This is a genomic window from Paenibacillus sp. LT-B23, assembly GCF_059417685.1.
The window spans coordinates 242,697-261,245 of the sequence record NZ_JBSQBM010000004.1 but is presented as its reverse complement, the minus strand read 5'-3'; the positions used below and the strand labels follow the sequence as shown (position 1 = coordinate 261,245).

At 44.2% G+C, this 18,549-nt stretch carries 17 protein-coding genes and 1 pseudogene; 1 reads left to right on the top strand and 17 read right to left on the bottom strand.

Annotated features, from left to right (window positions below; translation table 11 throughout):
- Window positions 1-2: 2 nt before the first annotated feature.
- The 13 genes from ACWXW9_RS08055 to ACWXW9_RS07995 form a co-directional block, all read right to left on the bottom strand.
- Window positions 3-698 (bottom strand): phosphonate C-P lyase system protein PhnL, encoded by a 696-nt coding sequence (locus ACWXW9_RS08055; RefSeq protein ID WP_494928966.1) that lies wholly within the window; start codon window positions 696-698, stop codon window positions 3-5.
- 16 nt (window positions 699-714) lie between these two features.
- Window positions 715-1,593: an ATP-binding cassette domain-containing protein gene (locus ACWXW9_RS08050; protein ID WP_494928992.1), complete on the bottom strand. Its 879-nt coding sequence runs from the start codon at window positions 1,591-1,593 to the stop codon at window positions 715-717.
- On the bottom strand, window positions 1,577-2,446 hold the full coding sequence (locus ACWXW9_RS08045) for an alpha-D-ribose 1-methylphosphonate 5-phosphate C-P-lyase PhnJ (RefSeq protein ID WP_494928965.1): 870 nt from the start codon (window positions 2,444-2,446) through the stop codon (window positions 1,577-1,579). Before ACWXW9_RS08045 ends, ACWXW9_RS08050 begins: the two co-directional genes overlap by 17 nt.
- Window positions 2,447-2,456: 10 nt before the next feature.
- The gene (locus tag ACWXW9_RS08040) at window positions 2,457-3,575 is read right to left on the bottom strand and encodes a carbon-phosphorus lyase complex subunit PhnI (RefSeq protein WP_494928991.1); all 1,119 of its coding nucleotides are present in this window, start codon (window positions 3,573-3,575) and stop codon (window positions 2,457-2,459) included.
- A gap of 8 nt (window positions 3,576-3,583) precedes the next feature.
- Window positions 3,584-4,219, bottom strand: coding sequence for a phosphonate C-P lyase system protein PhnH (gene phnH / locus ACWXW9_RS08035; protein ID WP_494928964.1), 636 nt, complete (start codon window positions 4,217-4,219; stop codon window positions 3,584-3,586).
- The gene (gene phnG / locus ACWXW9_RS08030; RefSeq protein ID WP_494928963.1) at window positions 4,206-4,643 is read right to left on the bottom strand and encodes a phosphonate C-P lyase system protein PhnG; all 438 of its coding nucleotides are present in this window, start codon (window positions 4,641-4,643) and stop codon (window positions 4,206-4,208) included. Before phnG ends, phnH begins: the two co-directional genes overlap by 14 nt.
- A 38-nt stretch (window positions 4,644-4,681) precedes the next feature.
- Window positions 4,682-5,860, bottom strand: a complete 1,179-nt coding sequence (locus ACWXW9_RS08025; RefSeq protein WP_494928962.1) for an alpha-D-ribose 1-methylphosphonate 5-triphosphate diphosphatase — start codon at window positions 5,858-5,860, stop codon at window positions 4,682-4,684.
- 12 nt (window positions 5,861-5,872) lie between these two features.
- Window positions 5,873-6,661 (bottom strand): GntR family transcriptional regulator, encoded by a 789-nt coding sequence (locus ACWXW9_RS08020; RefSeq protein ID WP_494928961.1) that lies wholly within the window; start codon window positions 6,659-6,661, stop codon window positions 5,873-5,875.
- 109 nt (window positions 6,662-6,770) lie between these two features.
- Entirely contained in the window at window positions 6,771-7,589 is an 819-nt protein-coding gene (locus ACWXW9_RS08015) for a PhnE/PtxC family ABC transporter permease (RefSeq protein WP_494928960.1), read from the bottom strand.
- On the bottom strand, window positions 7,589-8,374 hold the full coding sequence (locus ACWXW9_RS08010) for an ABC transporter permease subunit (RefSeq protein ID WP_494928959.1): 786 nt from the start codon (window positions 8,372-8,374) through the stop codon (window positions 7,589-7,591). Before ACWXW9_RS08010 ends, ACWXW9_RS08015 begins: the two co-directional genes overlap by 1 nt.
- Window positions 8,375-8,389: 15 nt before the next feature.
- Window positions 8,390-9,148 (bottom strand): phosphonate ABC transporter ATP-binding protein, encoded by a 759-nt coding sequence (gene phnC, locus ACWXW9_RS08005; RefSeq protein ID WP_494928958.1) that lies wholly within the window; start codon window positions 9,146-9,148, stop codon window positions 8,390-8,392.
- A 72-nt stretch (window positions 9,149-9,220) separates the two neighbouring features.
- Complete coding sequence (locus ACWXW9_RS08000) at window positions 9,221-10,300, bottom strand: phosphate/phosphite/phosphonate ABC transporter substrate-binding protein (protein WP_494928957.1); 1,080 nt, start codon at window positions 10,298-10,300, stop codon at window positions 9,221-9,223.
- A 583-nt stretch (window positions 10,301-10,883) separates the two neighbouring features.
- Entirely contained in the window at window positions 10,884-12,479 is a 1,596-nt protein-coding gene (locus ACWXW9_RS07995; RefSeq protein WP_494928956.1) for an IS1634 family transposase, read from the bottom strand.
- A gap of 900 nt (window positions 12,480-13,379) precedes the next feature.
- Here ACWXW9_RS07995 and ACWXW9_RS07990 point away from each other — a divergent pair.
- A pseudogene (locus tag ACWXW9_RS07990) lies at window positions 13,380-14,293 on the top strand (IS3 family transposase); the annotation flags it as partial.
- A gap of 158 nt (window positions 14,294-14,451) precedes the next feature.
- On the opposite strand, the gene ACWXW9_RS07985 reads toward ACWXW9_RS07990, so the two are convergent.
- From ACWXW9_RS07985 to ACWXW9_RS07970, 4 genes are read right to left on the bottom strand one after another with little or no spacing between them, the layout of a single operon-like run.
- On the bottom strand, window positions 14,452-15,933 hold the full coding sequence (locus tag ACWXW9_RS07985; RefSeq protein WP_494928955.1) for a hypothetical protein: 1,482 nt from the start codon (window positions 15,931-15,933) through the stop codon (window positions 14,452-14,454).
- Window positions 15,930-16,652: an ABC transporter ATP-binding protein gene (locus ACWXW9_RS07980; protein WP_494928954.1), complete on the bottom strand. Its 723-nt coding sequence runs from the start codon at window positions 16,650-16,652 to the stop codon at window positions 15,930-15,932. The genes ACWXW9_RS07985 and ACWXW9_RS07980 overlap by 4 nt, the downstream gene beginning before the upstream one ends.
- Window positions 16,649-16,813: a hypothetical protein gene (locus ACWXW9_RS07975; RefSeq protein ID WP_494928953.1), complete on the bottom strand. Its 165-nt coding sequence runs from the start codon at window positions 16,811-16,813 to the stop codon at window positions 16,649-16,651. Before ACWXW9_RS07975 ends, ACWXW9_RS07980 begins: the two co-directional genes overlap by 4 nt.
- Window positions 16,813-18,531, bottom strand: a complete 1,719-nt coding sequence (locus tag ACWXW9_RS07970) for an ABC transporter ATP-binding protein (RefSeq protein ID WP_494928952.1) — start codon at window positions 18,529-18,531, stop codon at window positions 16,813-16,815. The genes ACWXW9_RS07975 and ACWXW9_RS07970 overlap by 1 nt, the downstream gene beginning before the upstream one ends.
- Window positions 18,532-18,549 lie beyond the last annotated feature (18 nt).

The following is an 18,549-nucleotide window of genomic DNA, read 5'->3' as shown; positions in this document are numbered from 1 at the left end:
ATTTATCGATTTGTTTGACGCATGGTTCCCAAATCCAGGACCGTATCCGCAAGCTGTTCCATGATGTCGACATCATGGAACACGCCGATCATCGTCGTTCCCTTCCGTTTCATTGCCTGCAATAACGCCACCACGTTCATTTTGGATTCCTGGTCGAGAGAAGCGGTCGGTTCGTCCAAAATCAACAAACGGGAAGGAACGACCAAAGCCCGGGCCAAATTGATGCGTTGCTGCTCACCACCGCTGAATGTGGCAGGATATGCTTTCCATAAGGAACGCGGAACGCGCAGCATATCCAGCATCTCGCCGGCTTGTTTGTGCGCTTCGCCGGTGTCCGATCCGTTCAACAGCAATCGCTCGGCAACGATATCGATCGCTTCCACCCGCGGAATGACGCGCAAAAATTGGGACACGTAGCGAATTTCCAGCTTTCGCAGCCGGCTGATTTGGCGCTCGTCCGCCTTGGCAAGATCGATATCTCCATACGTTAGCGATTGAAACCAGATGTGCCCTGCAGTCGGCAAATAGGTGCGATAAATGCATTTCAATATGGACGATTTCCCGATTCCGCTCGGTCCGGCAATGCCGAGAAATTGTCCGCTTGGAACGGAAAATGACAGATTCCTTAAGGGGGATACCTCCATCGTTTCGTTTAGTGCCAGATGAAACGTTTTGGACAATGATTGTACTTGTAGCATGATGCTCACCTGCCTTCTACAGTAGGGAATGGACCAGAAGCTGCGTATACGGATGCTGCGGGTCCTCTAAGATTTGATCGGTCAGCCCTTGTTCGACGATACGTCCTTGACGCAGGACGAGCGTCCGGTCGGACAGCATGCGGATCACGCCCAGATCGTGGGAGACCACGATCATCGCGACCCGCATGTCGTGCTGAATCTCCCGGATGAGATCGAGCACCTTGGCTTGTACGGACAGATCCAATCCTGTCGTCACTTCATCGAGCAGCAAGATCGGCGGACGATTCGCAAGCGCCTTGGCGATTTGCACGCGCTGCTGCATGCCGCCGCTGAATCGTTTGGGGGGCTCGTCCATCCGCGATGGCGGTATTTCCATACGCTCCAGCAATTCCGCGGCTCGCGCCCGGATCGTACCGACATGGTAACAATCCGCCGCCAACAGCTTCTCCGCGATATTTCCGCTGCTCGATATCGACATTTTTAACCCCAGATGCGGATTTTGGTACACCACGCCCATGAGATGGTTGCGAATATACCGTTGTTTTTGCGCGGATGCCGAGAGCAGATCATCGCAATCATCCCCATCAGCGGATAAAAACAAAGTTCCGCATGTCGGCTTCTCGTCAAAATTCAGACATCGCATCAAGGTGCTTTTGCCCGAACCGCTCTCGCCGACAATGCCGAGGATTTCGCCCGGATACAACTTGAAGCTGATATCGCAACAGCCCCATGACGTTCCACACTGAGGACAAACATTGCCGTTCGACGGAGGCGTTTGACAAGCCGCGCATCCGGGACCGAATCGCTTTCCGATTTTTTCAGCTGCGAGAAGAGGAGATTCTTCCTCCTTCGGTTGTATCGCAGGCGGCAGGTTGCCATCATGCTCCTTCATCATGGTCATCGGGTTGCTCCTTTTTTGTTGCATTTCTTTGTTTCCGGCAAAACGCCGTATCCGAACACTGATATTGTTTCTTTCCCGTATGGTCGTCGACTGTTTCTTCCAAATAAGAGGTACGGCTGCCGCATAGCCGGCAGCATTGCGCATTCATGCTCTCGGCCTCGAACGGGTAATCGTCGAACGAAATCGGGACGATGCGCGTGTACGGAGGAATGGCATATATTTTTTTCTCCCGGCCGGCGCCGAACAGCGTCAAATGCTTCGCGCGATGCAGCTTCAGCGTATCCCAGCGGGGGATCGGCGAAGGCGACATCAGATATCGGTCTTCGACCATAACCGGGTAGTCGTTGGAGATGGCCACATTTCCCCATTTCACCACATGCTCGTACAAACTTAACCACATGTCGCTATACTGTTTGTCGGCATGCAGACGACGCGTCACTTCTTCCCGCGTTTCCACTTTGCGCAAAGGTTCGGGAAAGGGAACCTGTAAAACGAGGATTTGTCCTTCCTGTAACGATTCTTCCGGAATCCGATGCCGGCTCTGAATGAACGTGGCTTCCGTCGTATCCTCCGTCGTCCGGATTCCGGAAGTGTCTTGGATCAGTTGACGGATACTGACGGCATTGATGCTTGAATCGCTGCCCTGATCGATCACCTTCAAACAATCGTGCCGGGTGATCAGCGACAAGGTTAGCTGAAGGCCGCCGGTCCCCCAGCCTCTGGCAATCGGCAAATCCCGGGAAGCAAATGCGACCTGGTGACCCGGGATAGCGACGGCCTTCAATGTTTTGCGACGTATTTCCCGCTTGGTGCCTTCATTCAGAAAAGCGAAATTGAATTCAGTCATCTTCCTGATGTTACTTTCCGTTTCTGGCATGCTCACTCTTCTCCCTCGGCTCCGACTTCGACGTTTCTCCAATGCGTTTCATCATATCGAGATAAGATTGGAAAGACACATAGTGCGGCAAATTCATATGCGACATAATGCCGCCGGAATCGAGCGGATCGATATGTTTGAGGACAAATTGTTCGTCTTCCGCCGGCGCCGCTCCTCCACTCTCCAAGCTATACTCCAGCAGCGCCATGGCGATCGCCTTTTGCTCGTTATGGCCGAAGACCAGGCCGTAGCCGAATTCCAAAACAAGCGCTCCCGACTTGTTGTCCTTGCCAAACGACTGAATCATCTCCACTTCGGAAACCAATAGTTCGCCCACGTAGAGGCAATCGTCCGTTTCATCTCCAGCCAACGGATTGCGAATATGCAGCGGTACATACCCGACACGCAACTCTCCCACGACCGGATGCTTCTTACCGTATCTGCTGGTGCTGCTGTAGGCCAATGCCACGAGCGCTCCAGTTTCTCCACGGGATAGCGCTTGAAGACGCGCAGATCGTACCGTTGGAAAAGACAAGCTTTGTCTGGTTATATCGAAAGGCTCTTCCTCTTCGACCTTGTCCGGTGCGGCAATCATGCCTTCGCGCCGCAAGCGATCGATCACTTTCGGGAATCGCCCGGACGCCCCAGCTTCCGGCATAAAGCGAGACAGCTCCGCCAAAAAGGCGGCGTTATCGTCCGTCGTGGCATGCCGCAGCGTAAAGTCAAGCAGACGATGCGTATAATCGCGGGTCGGGCCGAGAATTTGTCCGCCCGGTATATCTTTGAAGGCGGCGGATATACGCCGGATCACCCGCATCTCGTCGGTATTTAAGGTGGCGGAGACATGATTGCGGATCAACGTAGAGCTGTAAGAGCGCAATAAAAATACGGCTTCGTAAGGATCGCCTTCAGCCTGCTTTAGCGCCAAGGCCGCATATTCAGGAGCGTAAAACCCGCTTTCGCTTATGACCCTATCGCGCAGCATTCGCAGTTGATGCCGGATCAGGCCGACGTCCAGTTCTGCGATGGAATCCTTCAATCGGTAGTATTGAACCATGTTTCGGGCGTGCCCGATCGCTTCCTGACCGCCGGTCACCATCACATAAGTCACGAGATTGTCCTCCCTTCGATCAAGGTTGTGCGCGGCAAGGCCATGACATTTCCTTGCCGATCGAATACGATGAGATCGATGCCGACCGGATACTTGGCATTCAATCTCGCTCTCTCGCGGATCCATAGGGGAGCAAGCCCCTTGATCCTGCAATAGGCGCGGTCGCAAATGCCCGGACCAGCCAGCACGATCGATGCGGCTTCAAGCGTTGCATCCGCCACCTCATCGACCCGAACAAAAAGAGTGGCGCTGTCTTCCGGCTCCTGCAGCGTTCCGCAGCGGATCTCGGTTAAAAGCCTTTCCAGCGCCGCCTCCGGCAAGTCACCGTCGACAAACAAGTAGTCGGCTTGCGCCGCATCGGCTGTTTGTGCGTAAGTTTGCCGACAAATGGCTTGTTCCAGCGTTGTGCCCTCCTTCATCCGTACGGCGAAGCGAACGTCGGCATCCAGCAGCGCCAGGGCTAGCGCCAACCCCATTCTGTTTTCCGGCGTCGGCTGCAGCAATTTATCCGCGGCAGCGCCTATGTTTCCTACGGTTCCAGGTCTGGACATCGCATCAAGCAACGTCCGGTAAACCGTACTGGTGTCGTGAATCAGATCGAACACGCCGTCGTCTGTGTCAGTGCCTATCATCGGATTCCTCCTCCGGATCAAAATTCACTTTCGTTTGCATGATTAGCGCATGCTCACGTTCTTGCTTCTCCCGAATGCGTTGTTCCTCGTCCAGCAGCAAACGATGCCAGGAGGCCGTCTCCGGCAACTCTGCCCGGAATGCCGCATCCACCACAGCAAGCTGGAAAGCTCGCTCGGGTTCTTCCCCCATAATGGCGCCAAAGCCACACACCGGGCCGATCGATACGGTGCATTCCGTTATGAAAACCTCTCCGGCATAAAACGGCTGCAGGCTCACGGAGTCGCGCGCTTTGGTCAAAACCAACCCTTTGGCCGCCGGTTTTTCCACGCGAATCTCGTACTTTTGTTCGATTTGCCGGCTCAATTGCGACAGCAATCGTTCGTTGCCTTCTATTAAAATTCGTGTTCGTTGCGCAGATTTCACCCGGCCACTCCCTCACTTCTGACTTGATGCTAAGCTTCCTATTGAGCCCCTGTCAGGCGATCGTTTAGTCTACTTACAATTCTGCCTTCGACCAATGTGTGCGTGATAAAGGGATGACCGTTTCGCTCGTCCACCACCAAAATATCGGCGGCTTTTCCCGGTTCCAATGACCCTGTAACTGTATCGATTCCCAGTGCCTTGGCCGGATTAAGCGAAACCAAGTTGGCTGCGTAAGACATGCCGTAACCCAAGCGGTATAATTTAAAGGCTGCGAGCAACAGAGAAGGCGGGTAATAATCGGAACAAAGGAAATCCACCGCGTCTTCTTTGACTGCATCCAGCGCGGAAAGATTGTTGCTTGTCGAATGTCCCAGCAGTAAATTCGGAGCGCCCAAAGCGACATGCATGCCGCGTCGTTTCGCTTCTTTGGCCACCGACAACTCAATCGGGAATTCGCTTATTCGGGAATGAAGCTGTGCGACCCAGTTCAACTTCTCGATGGTGTCGTCATCATGAGAAGCGATGGGAATTCCTTGTTTGTACGCCAGATCAGCAATTTCCTTGAGTTTGGAAGCATCCACCTTCTCCTTGTCCAGCTGCCTGTTTACGTAATGTTCGGCTTCGCCTTCCTGAATCTTCTGCTGCCGAATCGCATTTTCCCGAAACAACGCGAGATTGCGAAATTGGCCTTGGCCGGGCGTATGATCGGTGAACGAAAGCTGATGAATGTGCTTGTCCGCCAGCAATCGTTCCACGAATTCGGCCATCTCCAACTTTGTAATTTCGAACCGAAGATGAATGCGATGGCGGATCAGCGCCCCCTCGTGCTGCAATCGATGCGCTGCGGACACGATTTGTTCGATTGTATCTTGATTCCGCACCGCGCTTTTGGCATTCGCATCGGCCAAACCGAGAGCGTGGTACATGGTCGTAATGCCTTGTCCCGCCAGCTTTCGTTCCAATTCGCGAAAAGCCGATTCAACAGGAAGCACACTTCGAACCCTGGGTTGAATTTCCGTCTCAATGGCATCGCTGTGCGAGTCGACGATACCGGGAAATATCCAGTGTCCTCTGGCATCGATATCGTCAGGACCTGTGTGCAAAGGAGCCGTCGCGCCAATGTCGACAATTTTTCCATTATCGACTGTAACGGTGCCATTCTCTACGACGGCTTCAGGTGTCACGATTTTTCCACCGTAAATGCGAAATGTGTTCATAAGTCCGCTCTCCTAGTTTGTGTCTTGTTCCTCTAATGTTGCAGAGGCTTGCGCAACCGTCTTCGCCGCCATATTTTCATAGTCGATGACGAGTTGAACCCGATCTCCCCGCGTTCGGGAAATATCAATTTCAACCGGAGTACCATCGAGATGCAAGCTTATATTTTCTTTCCAAACGACAGGGATGTTTTCCGGCATGCCCAGTAAATCCGCTTCTTTTTGAGAAGGCATTTTCGCTTCGACAAACGAGCATTTCCGTACGGGAACAATGTTGTAGTATGTCTCCAGTAAGGCATGCAAGGAATAAAAATCTTCAAAATACCGATCCATTTGTGGAACAAGTTTTTCCGGGAAAGTCGAGGTTGTAACCGATATCGGTTCATCATCCGTAAAGCGCAATATTTCCAACCTGAAAACTTGATCGATCGGCGCCAAGCATAAGATTTCGCTCTCATGCGCGGTCGGCTCACCAAGATGCCAATCGATTAATTGAGCCTTTGGCTTTTTTCCAACTTGGATCATGGTGTTTGTATAATTACTGTATTTGGAAAGAAAGTTTGAAAACTTCGCCGATCTTTCGTTAACAAAGCACCCTTTCCCATGGATGGAAGTAACCCATCCCAAATTCTCCAAACGGGTCATGGCTAACCGGGCAATATGATGGTTAACGCCAAATTGTTTCGATAATTGGTTCAGGGATGGAATTTTTTCTCCAACTCGAATTTCATTGCTTACAATCCTTTGAATCACATGATCCGCAATCTCCAGATAGGTGCATGAATGTTCCTGTTTATCGACCAAATCCTCTCTACTCCTCCTTTCAGGATAGCTCTACAATATCTGTGCGCACAGTTCGAATGGTTATCGCAATGTAAAAATTGTTATAGGAAATTGTTAAGATTAATCCTATTTAATGCTTTGCTTTTATTTTTAATTTCACTCTGGTTGAACTATATTCAAAAACAAACGCTACGAAAAGAATAAAATAGGTTATCATTCCAGCTTCATGCAGATCATAGTAAAAAGAAGCGGCTTGAAACAGGTTGAAGCCTATACCTTCTGCACCTGCCGCTGCGCTGACAGCAACAGCTGTAGCAAAATTAATTTCAAATCGTATAAATGTCCAGGAAATTAAAAATGTCATTGAAGTCGGGATTACTGCATGGATGACGACCTGCCACCAGCTTGCGCCGCTGCTTCTCAAGGCTTCAATAACGCTTCTGTCCAATTCTTCAAATGATTCTGAATAAGCTTTAATCAGATATCCGATCGTATGAAAGCTCATCCCGATCACCGCAGATGTACTGCCTAAACCTATTGAAGCGGAAAATATCAATACCCAAAATATAGTTGGAACGGCTCTAATCATCGCAACAAATGCTTTTATTATATTTGAAGCCGTTTTTGATGAAAGATTTTCAGCAGCAAAAAGACCCAAAATCAAGGCAACAATTCCGCCAAACACAGTCGTTATAACGGAAAGCCCCAGTGTGGCAATGATGCTGTCTACTACATCCATAAATTTAAAATGATTCAGTTGAGGTTCAAAAAAGAATAGCTTAAAATTATGAAGTGTTTCAGGTATGCTTTTTTCCAAATTCAGATTTTTATAATCAAGGCTCAAAAAAGTATATACCGTCAATAAAACGAGTATAAGGATAGTGGACTTGGTTAATAAATTCGCTTTGCTGAATGGCTTTATTTTAATTAGCTTTTCATCAGCCTTCACTATAAAATCACCCTTCTTATATAATTGGATACAAATTCAATGAGTAGAACAGATACAACAGTGACAACAATAACAAGACTTGCTTCATGATATTTCATCAATTTGTAATTTAAATCGAATAAAAAACCGATGCCCGTTCCAGTAAGCATGCCAAGCAGCGTTGCTTCTCTGATATTTGATTCTATCTTATAAAGAATCCAGCTTATGATTTGGGGAGTACATTGCGGCACGACAGCACGAAAAATGGTAAGTACATAATTTGACCCTGTGGCTTTCAGCGCTTCGACGGAATTCTGGCTTGATTCATCAATGGTCTCCATGAAGGCTCTCGTTAAAAAACCAAAAGATACCAAAAACAATGCGATATAACCTGTTAACGCACTTTGCCCAAACGATAAGAGGAGCAGCATACCCCAAGCTACATAAGGGACATTTCTTGATAGAGAGGCAATGCCCCTGCTGATACCACTTAAAAAAGGATTGAAACCGGTTGTCTTTGATCCTATTAGAGCAAAAACAAAGCTGAAACATGCTGAAGTGGTTGTCGCCGCAATAGACATCAAGACTGTATCTCCCAGCTTCATCAAAATATTCGGCAGCTTTTCTAAGGATTGTACGTCTGGATAAAAATTCAAAGCAGCCCAGACAGTTGCCTCATAAAAGCCTGTGAATCCCTTTATTACATCATACTTTGTTACAAAAACCGAAAGAATAACGATTGCCACCAGGCTAAAAAAAAGGAAAGCATTACGTTTGAGCTTATTAAGAAAAAAATCGGATGTCATTGCTGTCTCCTTTCCCTATCTGTTATCAAGTTCAATATGGGAACCATATATTTCATTTATTTTTTCTGTATCTATATCCGTATTATCGTCATACACTACTTTTCCAGAATGAATGCCAATAATTCTGTCGGAATATTTTAAAGCAACTTGAACCTGATGTAGATTCACAAGACATGTAATATTCATTTCCTTTGAAATGCTTTTCAAATGGTCCATAATGATCGTTGAAGAGCTAGGATCAAGAGAAGCTATCGGCTCATCACATAGTAGAAGCTTTGGATTTTGTGCAAGTGCACGCGCAATCCCAACTCTTTGTTTTTGACCGCCACTCAGCTGATCGCATCGATTATAGATCTGTTTTTCCAAGCCAAGCATTTCAATAATTTTAAATGCCTGCTTTTTTTCTTCTTTTGTAAACAGACCCATCAAGCCTTGAATGGTTGATTTATGTCCTAATCTGCCATGAAGTACATTTTCTATGACAGATAATCTTTCTACAAGATTATAATGTTGGAATATCATTCCGATTTGGGTTCTTAGTTTTCTCAAATTATTCCCTTTTAATTGTGAGGTGCTTTGCCCGTTAAAAATAATGTCCCCTTGAGACACATCAATCATCCTGTTAATACAGCGAAGAAGGGATGATTTTCCAGCTCCTGATGGACCAATTATTGAGATGAATTCGCCCTTTTCCACTTCGAAACTTATATCAGATAAGGCTAATGTTCCATTAGAATATTTTTTGGAAACCTGTTTAATAATCAATTGACTCATGTGGACTCCTTTAGAAAATGGAAAGCCCTCTTTTAGAGGAGAGCTTTCATATTTTGATTAAAAATTGAGATGTTAATTAGGAATATAGTCCATAAACCCCCGTACAGTGCCATACCACTCATCTTGGACCTCGATAAACCGCATTTTACCTTCTTTCGTTTTATTCTTAAAAATACCCTTTACCTTCGAATCTGCCGGAACAAATATTTTTTCATTTTTTGCAGTTTCATCCGAAGTCAATGCGGCTGATATTTTCTTAGCCGTTTCATCTGAAATTAAGCTGCTATTATAACTAAACCCCATATTTGGCATCGGAGTAGAACTGATGACAACATACTCGCTCCCACGAAAAGCGCTTATTGTCTCCGGTGCATGATCATTGATTCTAAAAATGGATCCAGGCTTGTCTACAGAGCCCTCAACAATATCAACATAACTTTGCAATGCGGTATCAGGAAAGTTTGCAATATCAGCTTTTCCCGAAAGCATATTGGCTAATGCACCTAAGTTTGTATTTCCATACAAAACTTCACTAAAATATTTTCCGCTCTGGGTTAATTCCTCAATATTTATATTTTTCCATTTGTCTGTATTTTTCGCTTCTTTAGTTAATAAAGCGATTGGAATTGCAAATCCTGATGTCGAACTCGTACTCACATAGGATATCTTCTTGCCTTCAGTATTGTTTAGCGTATACTGTTCACCGGATTTATACTGGCTTTCGACTCCCTTTTTTACAACCATTAAGCAATAGTATTGTGCGTCGCTAATCGTTCCGGAGTCTCCGGTATTGACGACAAGTGGGAGTATTTTACTATTTTTAGTATGTGCCCTCACATAAGCCGTAGGCCCGATGTATCCAAGCTGAGCGTTACCGGACAAAATCGCTTCTGTCGCGACAACAATATCTGTTGTAAGCTTATTTTCAACTTTCTTGCCTGTTACCTTTTCTATCACTTTTGCTATTTCGTCTCTTGTTTCTTGTAATTCATTGCCTGACTGGTCCGGAAGCCAGGCAATTGTTAATGTATCCGGTTCTTTTACCGTCTGATTGGTATTATTCTCTGATATGTTTTGCGATGATTGAGAACATGCAGCCATGGATACTAACAAAATCATTAATATCACCGGGATAAAAAATTTCTTAAACATTTTGATATCACATCCCTTTCCTTGTCCTCTAGGCAAAATTAAACCCTTATAATTGGTTCAGCAATAGATTTCTTTTTCAGACTCGAATTTCATTGCTTACAATCCTTTGTTTCACATGGTCCGCATTCTCCAAATAATTGCATGAATATTCTTGTATATGGACCTAATCCTCTCTACTCCCTTCTTTCAGGATAGCTCTACAATATCTGTGCGCACAGTTGTCATGGTTATCGCAATGTAAAACTTTTTATAAAAAATTGTTAAAATTCATAAGATAATCGGTTGTGACTGTTTCTACAGAAAAAATCCATCCGGTTTTAAAGTCCAACCAGATGGAAGATAGCCGTACTATAAAAATGGCCCCCTTGCGTTTGACTCGATCCACTGACCTCTCTTCCTGTACCGTGATTATGTGAAAATTCAGCGCCGGCACTACACTTGTATTAGCTTTAGTCTTACTATTTAGTGCTGTATTTGTTGGGCCGTCCAGTTATGCAGCAACTTCTAAAGATGACAAAGGAACTTGTACCACCTTTTGTAATAATGGTGGGAAAGACGCATATAACCTAAATTCCCGGTCAAATTATAACGAGGTAGGCGAAGGAACTCCCAGCGCAACGTAAAGTTCAATCTGGCGTTTGGTGATCTCGCCGAATTGCAGATCGTGTCCGGGACGTTCATAACACTCGATCACATCGAGTTCATCGAGCAGTCCCTGCATCGTATAGCGCCGGAATAGTTGTTTCTCCTGCATCACTTTCTTAATATAGGATAAATAGAGGAGTGCGATGAACTCTACAAACAGTTTCCCATCCAGACTTCGTTCGGAGGAAACCTCCATGCGACGGAAATTCAGGCGTTCTTTCAAGTTGCCAAAGGCTTTTTCAATCACATCCTTGTTGCGATACACGGCGAGTGCTTCGATGGGGTCTTTGATCTCATTGCTAAGCAGTGCGAAATACCCGTAGTTCTTGGCAGCGGCATCGATTGCCTCCTGCTTAGGCTTGATGGAGAGGCCCCGTTTAGGTGTAGACGTGACTTCAAAGTACTTGGCATACACTTTTTCATGTGCAGGCTCGCGTTTTCCGCTCTCCAGTTCTGTTTTCAGTTTTGTGAGCAGCCGATTCAATGTATTGGCGTCTTCGGCTTCTTTCTCTTTGTTGAAGTACAGGTGCAAGTAAGCGCGGCGCTCCCCTTCAATGACATCGCCTTTATAAGGCTGCGTCTGTGAATACTTCCAAGTGATCGTAGCCGAGTGCGCATACAAGTTGTAATCGGGATGGAAGTTCTCCCATTTTTGTAGCTGCGGCTTGGCCGTCTCCAACTCGGCTTGCACGTATTTGAGCGTCACTTTCACGCCGATGAGAAATTTCAAATGATGCTGATACATGGCATTGATGTTCGCTTCACTATAGAAGCCGCGGTCCATGACCAGTTTGATCTTTTTGTAGGAAAAGAAGTCCAGATCGGTAAGCAGTTTCTTAAGGGTCTGTACATCCGAAATGTTTCCAGGCAACTTGCGGTAGTAAAACGGCAGATTGGACTGCTCGCCAAAGAGAAGAGCCAGATTCATTTGCGGAAGTGGATCATGTTCCTTGTTTTTTCCGTATTTGACCTGTTTCAGGCTTTCCGAGTAGCTGGATAGGGTGGTCGTATCGTAAGCCCAATACTCTTTTTCTGCCCGTCGCCTGCCCTGCAGCTGGAAAAAACGCTCCCGGGCTTCTTCGGAGATCGAGGCAAAAAAATCGCTGCTGCGTTGTGAAGGAATATCCTTGCCGTAAGGATGGTGGTGAGTCAAGGCCCACTTCGAAAATCGCTGCAGCGGATTGTGGTCCTCCAGAATGAGAAAAAAGGCGATGGACAGAAGCTGCTTATAATGATTAGGAAAGCATTGCTTCAAGTCTGCTGTAATCTCCAACTTTTCACCGATGGCGCTGAGCAAATAGGTCGCGCCGCCGTATAAGCGATTCGTCTCTGCCACAGGAACCGGGCCGCGCTTCACGGTAGGCTCTGTTGCAGCCAAGCGCTTGGACGGAAGGAATTCGCCCGTTTGCGAGTCCAGCTTGCCAATGCAAATACGACGGCTGCGCGATTGTTGCTTCGTTTTGTCCCAGTAGTTCTCGGACTCATAGACGTATGTAATCCCGTTTTTCTTATTTTTCAGATAGATAAGCGGCATATGATCCCCCCATTCCACGTTATAATTATAACGTGGAATGGGGAAGATTGGCAAGAGATATTGGATAAAAACCGCGTCGTTTCAAGGTTTCTGCACTATCCTCGTTATAATTTCGCGGGAATGCAGGATACAAGACGACAACTGTCGTGGCTAGAGCAACTATCTTTGTTAGTAGCCCCGATAGCTTATCAATATTGCTAAAAGTAAGCTTTGATAAATCAATATTATAAACCCAAGCAAACGATAAATTGTAGTATAGAGCTATAATGAGCAGAATAGAAATAAGCATTCTCTTGGACGGGATGAACATACTAGCAAAAATATTACAAATAAAGCCAAAAACACTATCACTAACCAAATAATCATATAACTCTGACTTCTGTCCTGACACCCTATAAATCGTCAATAGATTGGGCCTGAATTTATGAATCAAGAATCTTAGCTTTTGGATGTCATAGTGTATTTTTCACATCTTTATTAGAATCTTAGGCTTGTTTATCATAAGTGAGCTTGCATGATAATATGAGCTTAAGCATTTTTTTGTCCTCAGTCACCTCAATCAGGCCAGCCGGTTTGTACACAAAGCCGATCCGTACAGTTTATACATCGGGGCTTGGAAGCCACCATAAATTGAAACGTACTATGTTGTAGTATGGGAGATTCAGGAACTCTACAAACCTGCTTGCTATTTTTATGCTGGGTTTGCGAGTGGAAAAATCATGATCATACTCACGAACAATGCTCGCTCATTATTTTCTATTTTCATATAAATCAACCATTTACTTCTTAAATTTCGTCGTAAATGTACGTCTTGGTTTTGGCATCGTAGATCCGCTCCTTCTTCTTATCTGCTTATTCTACTAGCCCTTATATTTTCTGTCCAACTTAGTGTAGCCGATCCAACAGAACAAGCAACTACTCATGGAGAATGACATTTTAAAGCAAGCCGCGCTGATCATGGGACGAAAGTAAATGTCATTCGCCAGAATAAACATAAATACTCGGTATCAGCAATGTGCGACGTCCTGAACATCCCCAGAAGCACCTATTATTATGAAGAATGCAAAGTCGAAGTTCCATCCGAGGATGAAATTTCCTCTATTATTGTAGACATTTTTCAAAGGAGTCGCCAAAACTATGGTACGCGTAAGATAAAAAAAGAGCTGCACCAACAAGGCTTTACGGTATCTAGGCGGAGAATAGGACGAATCATGAAGGAATTCGGACTGGTTTCCTCGTATACGGTCGCTCAGTACAAGCCTCATTCCACGAGATACAATGAAGCCAAGCAAGCGAATGTATTGAACCGGAAATTTGAACAAGAGCAGGCGTTATCTGTCGTCGTAAGCGACCTGACGTATGTTAGAGTGGGTTCATATTGGAATTATGTATGCTTCTTTGTGGATCTGTTTAACCGCGAAATTATCGGCTACAGTGCGGGACCACACAAGAATGCCAAGCTGGTTTACCGTGCTTTGGCCTCAATTAAGGGCAACCTGAATGACATTCAGCTCTTCCACACCGACCGAGGAAATGAATTCAAGAATAAGCTCATCGACGATGCGCTGGAGACTTTTCAGATTGAGCGTTCTTTAAGCATGAAAGGCTGCCCCTATGACAACGCCGTTGCGGAAGCCACGTTTAAAATTTTCAAAACGGAGTTTGTGAAGAAACGTCATTTTGAAAGTCTAGCTGAGCTAACCACAGAATTACATGACTATGTACACTGGTTTAACCATATTCGGATTCACGGTTCTCTGGATTACTTGAGTCCGGCTGAGTTCAAGCAGAGGCACCATAAAAAAGTTGTCTAGTTTAGTGTTGACAATCCATCTTCTATACATAAAGTTACGGAAGCTGCGGATAGATCATAATTTTGATTTGGAATCTTTTAGCGTCCAAGCTATCTCTACTGCTTCCTGCGTTATGTTCGTGATCTTTTATTAGCGTGTAAAGGAATATGAAGACTGGTCTACAAACGTATAAGCTTACTCTGGTGGCGTTGTGCTTTGTTCAATTCACGCATAACTAACGCACATAATCCCATCCCCAAGCCCCCAACAAGCAAAACAAGTATAAAAAAAGGCACATTCCGTCTTTCAAATGTTATAAAGCAGAGGATGACAAGAACGCTAAAAATTAGGTTAACACCATAGGCTGCGTATCTCTTTAGATAGCTGCGGGCCTGAACAGGAGTGCTCCAAGTGAAATCCGGAGAGCACAAGTCAATAACCACCTTAACAAGCGTGTGTATACCGGTTCCAAAAAATATTAGAGGAAGCAGCCAATAGAACTCCTGCCAGCCGGTAAAGCCATCTTTATATAACAGAAAAAGGACTGCAGGAAGTATACCTATGACCTCGCAGGCTAAGCAAAACAATAGCTTTGTATTGAAAATTTGAGCTAAAGAAATAGGCAAACTCTGAATAGAGGCCCATTCACGACCTTCTCTGGAGAATGCAACATCGGAAACCGGCATTGCCAAGCTTACAAACTGCGACAGAAGCAAGGTAACTAATAGTTTCGCGGTTTCTGGGTGAACATGAGCTGATATGATACTTTTTAAATTCCCTTGAAAACCATACGCTAAAAACACACCGATAATAACCATCACACAATAATTCGTCATAAAAGCGGGAATTCGTACAAAATTGACAAATTCTCGTTCGAGTAATATCCACTTGAGCGACAGTCTAGACGAACGATGTACAGAATCAATAGCTCCCCCTTTTCTTCCCTTAAGCCAGTATTTGAGAAGTATTGTTCTTGCGAGGAGGGATAAAACGACAATGAGGATGACTAGGCCAATCCATGAGTCCGGGTTGCTCAGCCCATGGGCCAGACCGCTTCTTAAGTTATCATTAATTCTGAACACATAAATGACAGCAGCAATGACAAGGACAAAGAAACTCAAGCTAATTGATCGATACTTTCTCCCTCCAGGAGCCAGATAAGTCCCCAGAACCGAGGCCGTAAGTGACACATGGAGTGTGATAATTGGCAATAGTATAAAACATACCCCGCCAGCAACAAACTCTCCCAGCAGTAACTCGTGTTCTTTCCAGATAATATAAACGAAGGGATAGACCATACCAAGCTGATAGATATAAAGTCTGATCAAAAAAACGAAATAATAAGCACCTACAATCTCCTGCCTTGCCAAAGGAAAAGCTAAAAGATACTCTATATTTCGCCCATCGTATAATGCCGAAGTAAACCATCCGATAGTAAAGTATAAAAAGAACAATTGAATTCCTGCGATGGTAAGAAGCAGCATACTTCGCGAATCAGCCAATATGAATATTTCTAGAGTCTGGCTAAATTCCGCTGTTAAATAGACCAAGAGCACGGCTGCAAGTGATAACGTAAGCACGCCGCGCCCTACGCGATTCCTGAATAATTCATAACGTAACACCCATTTAAACATCCGCCAACCTCTAGCCAAGCGCTTCATCCAGACATCACGCCCATAAATACATGTTCTAGGTCTTCGGTAAGCTCACTCATTTTCGTCTGAAAGGCCTCTTTACCTTCCTTCAGAATGAACACATGGCTACATATATTTTGAGCGATATGCAGCAGATGTGTAGAGAACAGAACCGCTCCTCCCTTACATGCGAAGTTCTGCAATGACTCCTTCATTAATAGGATCGAAGTAGCGTCCAGCCCGACCATAGGTTCATCCAAAATTAACAACGGTGGATTGATCATTAGTCCTGCTGTTAAAAGAAGCTTTTGTTTGGTCCCGAGCGACATTTCCCCAATCTCTTTTTCCAAGTGAGGGACCAAACCAAAAGCACTTATCAAGTCATCTTGTCTGGTATAAGCTTCACGATAGTTAACCTCGTAGATTTGACACATCCACTCAAGATACCTGTTACCACGCATATTTTCGAATAACACCGCATGATCTGGTATATAAAAACAGTTCTTTTTGGCCTGCACGGGATGGCTGTCTATTGAGATTCCGCAAATATCGACAGAACCTGATGTTTTTTCAATGATTCCTACAATAATCTGAAGAGTTGTGGTTTTACCCGCGCCATTTTCTCCAAGAAGCCCATAAATTTGTCCCGATTCAAGCGACAAATGAAGATCGGTAAGCGCTTGATTCTGCCCATATGTCTTCGATAATCCGTTGATGTCCAGAATTGATGCAGGATGTTTAGTCATTTTTGCTTATACCGTTTGTAGCTTACCCAAGCCATTACAAGCATCAAAACGGCTCCTCCCCAATACATCCCGGAGTTTTCACCACGATCCAGTAATCGGAATCCTCCAATTAAAAATGTCCCGGCGGCGAAAATGAACAATAAATAAGCTTTATCTTTCATCAAATCACTCCTAGATCATTATTATTTTGTTGTACATTCCAAAGTCTGCGGTAATTCGAGTTGTAATGAAGTAAGTAAGAATGTGCTCCTTCTTCGATACAATGAGAATTCTGAATAAATATAACGTTATCATTCTCACGTATAGACTCTACATCATGGGATATTATTACAATAGTACATCCTTCAAAGTCTTCATTCAAGCATCTGTATAACATCTCTTTCGAGGTTACGTCAAATGACGAAGAAGGCTCGTCAAGCAGCAAAATGTCAGGCTTCTTAAGTAGTATGTGAGCTAAAGACAGTTTTTGTTTTTGTCCACCTGATAATTGTACCCCTCCGTTTCCCATAAAGGTTTCCAATCCTTGTGGAAGTTCTTCTGCCCATTTTTTAAGACCCACTTTATCTAAAACACTGAGAATTTCTTTTTCACTAACATCTTCTTTTACATATCTTAAATTTTCAAACAATGTATTAGAAAAAACAAAATGATTTTGTGAGATAAGTCCTATTTTTGAACGAATTTGGGTATCAGTGTATTTCCCCAGTGCTTCATCATCCAATAAGATCTCACCGCTATCTACTTGATAGTGCTTTAATATTAAGCGAAAAATTGTACTTTTACCTATACCATTCGCTCCAACAATTACATTTCGGGTATATGGAACTATCTGAAAGTTCGCCCGATCCAAAATCGGAACTCCCCCTTTATATTCAAATGATACATTATCAAATATTATTGCTCCTTTAACATACTCTTTGTCTATGCTTATTCCCACACTCAACAAAGAGGGTTGATCTAAAATCCAATAGATTCTCTCTAATCCTGAAAGTGATTTTTTATACTGCAACCATGTATTAGATAAGGAAAACATCGAAATATATACTTTTTCAATATAAGACTTGTAGGCGATTAAACTGCCTATTGACATTAACCCGTCAATTACATAATAACCCCCTAAGCCATAAGTCACGAGCATAATTAATAATGCTCCTGAACCCATAAAGAAAGAGTTTTGTAACGTTAAAATTGACATATGAATATTATTTTTAGACCAATTCCGTAAAACCTGGTTGTACCAGTGAATGATACGCGGATAATTACCTACGTTCTTAATGTACTCCATGCCTGATAACATATCTTTATCTATATTAAATAACGCGGAAATATATTCTCTTCCCTCCATTGATTTCTTATGAAATTTATTCCCGGATTTCTTTTGATAAAAATAAATTGCAGGGATTATTAAGATTGTTATAAGAAATAATGAAAAGTTTAAATATGCCATAATCACCAATGAATAAACTAGTGAAGTGCTTTGTGAAAAAATCAAAACCATTAATCTGGATGCTAAAAGATCGATTGAATTAGTATCGACTTCTAATCTGTTTAGCAAATCACCGGTTTCATTTTTGTGAAAAAATGACAATGGTAATCGTAGCAGTTTTCGAACAAGCTTTAGCCGAAACTTTATTACCGCCTTCTGTCCGATAACAGTTTGCAAATATGATTGAAATCCATCAGTGCCCACTTGAACTAAGAATACTAAAACAAAAGAAATAATAAGCAATAAAAGCATTTTAAAATCTTTCTTAGGAATTGCAACGTCGATAATACTGCGTACAATAAGCGGGTTTAATGCTACTATTAAAGAAGAAATTAAGGTTACAAAAAACAGAAAAATCCACCAGTGAGAAAGGGAACGTAAATCCTTTATCATACGTTTCATTAAGTTTTC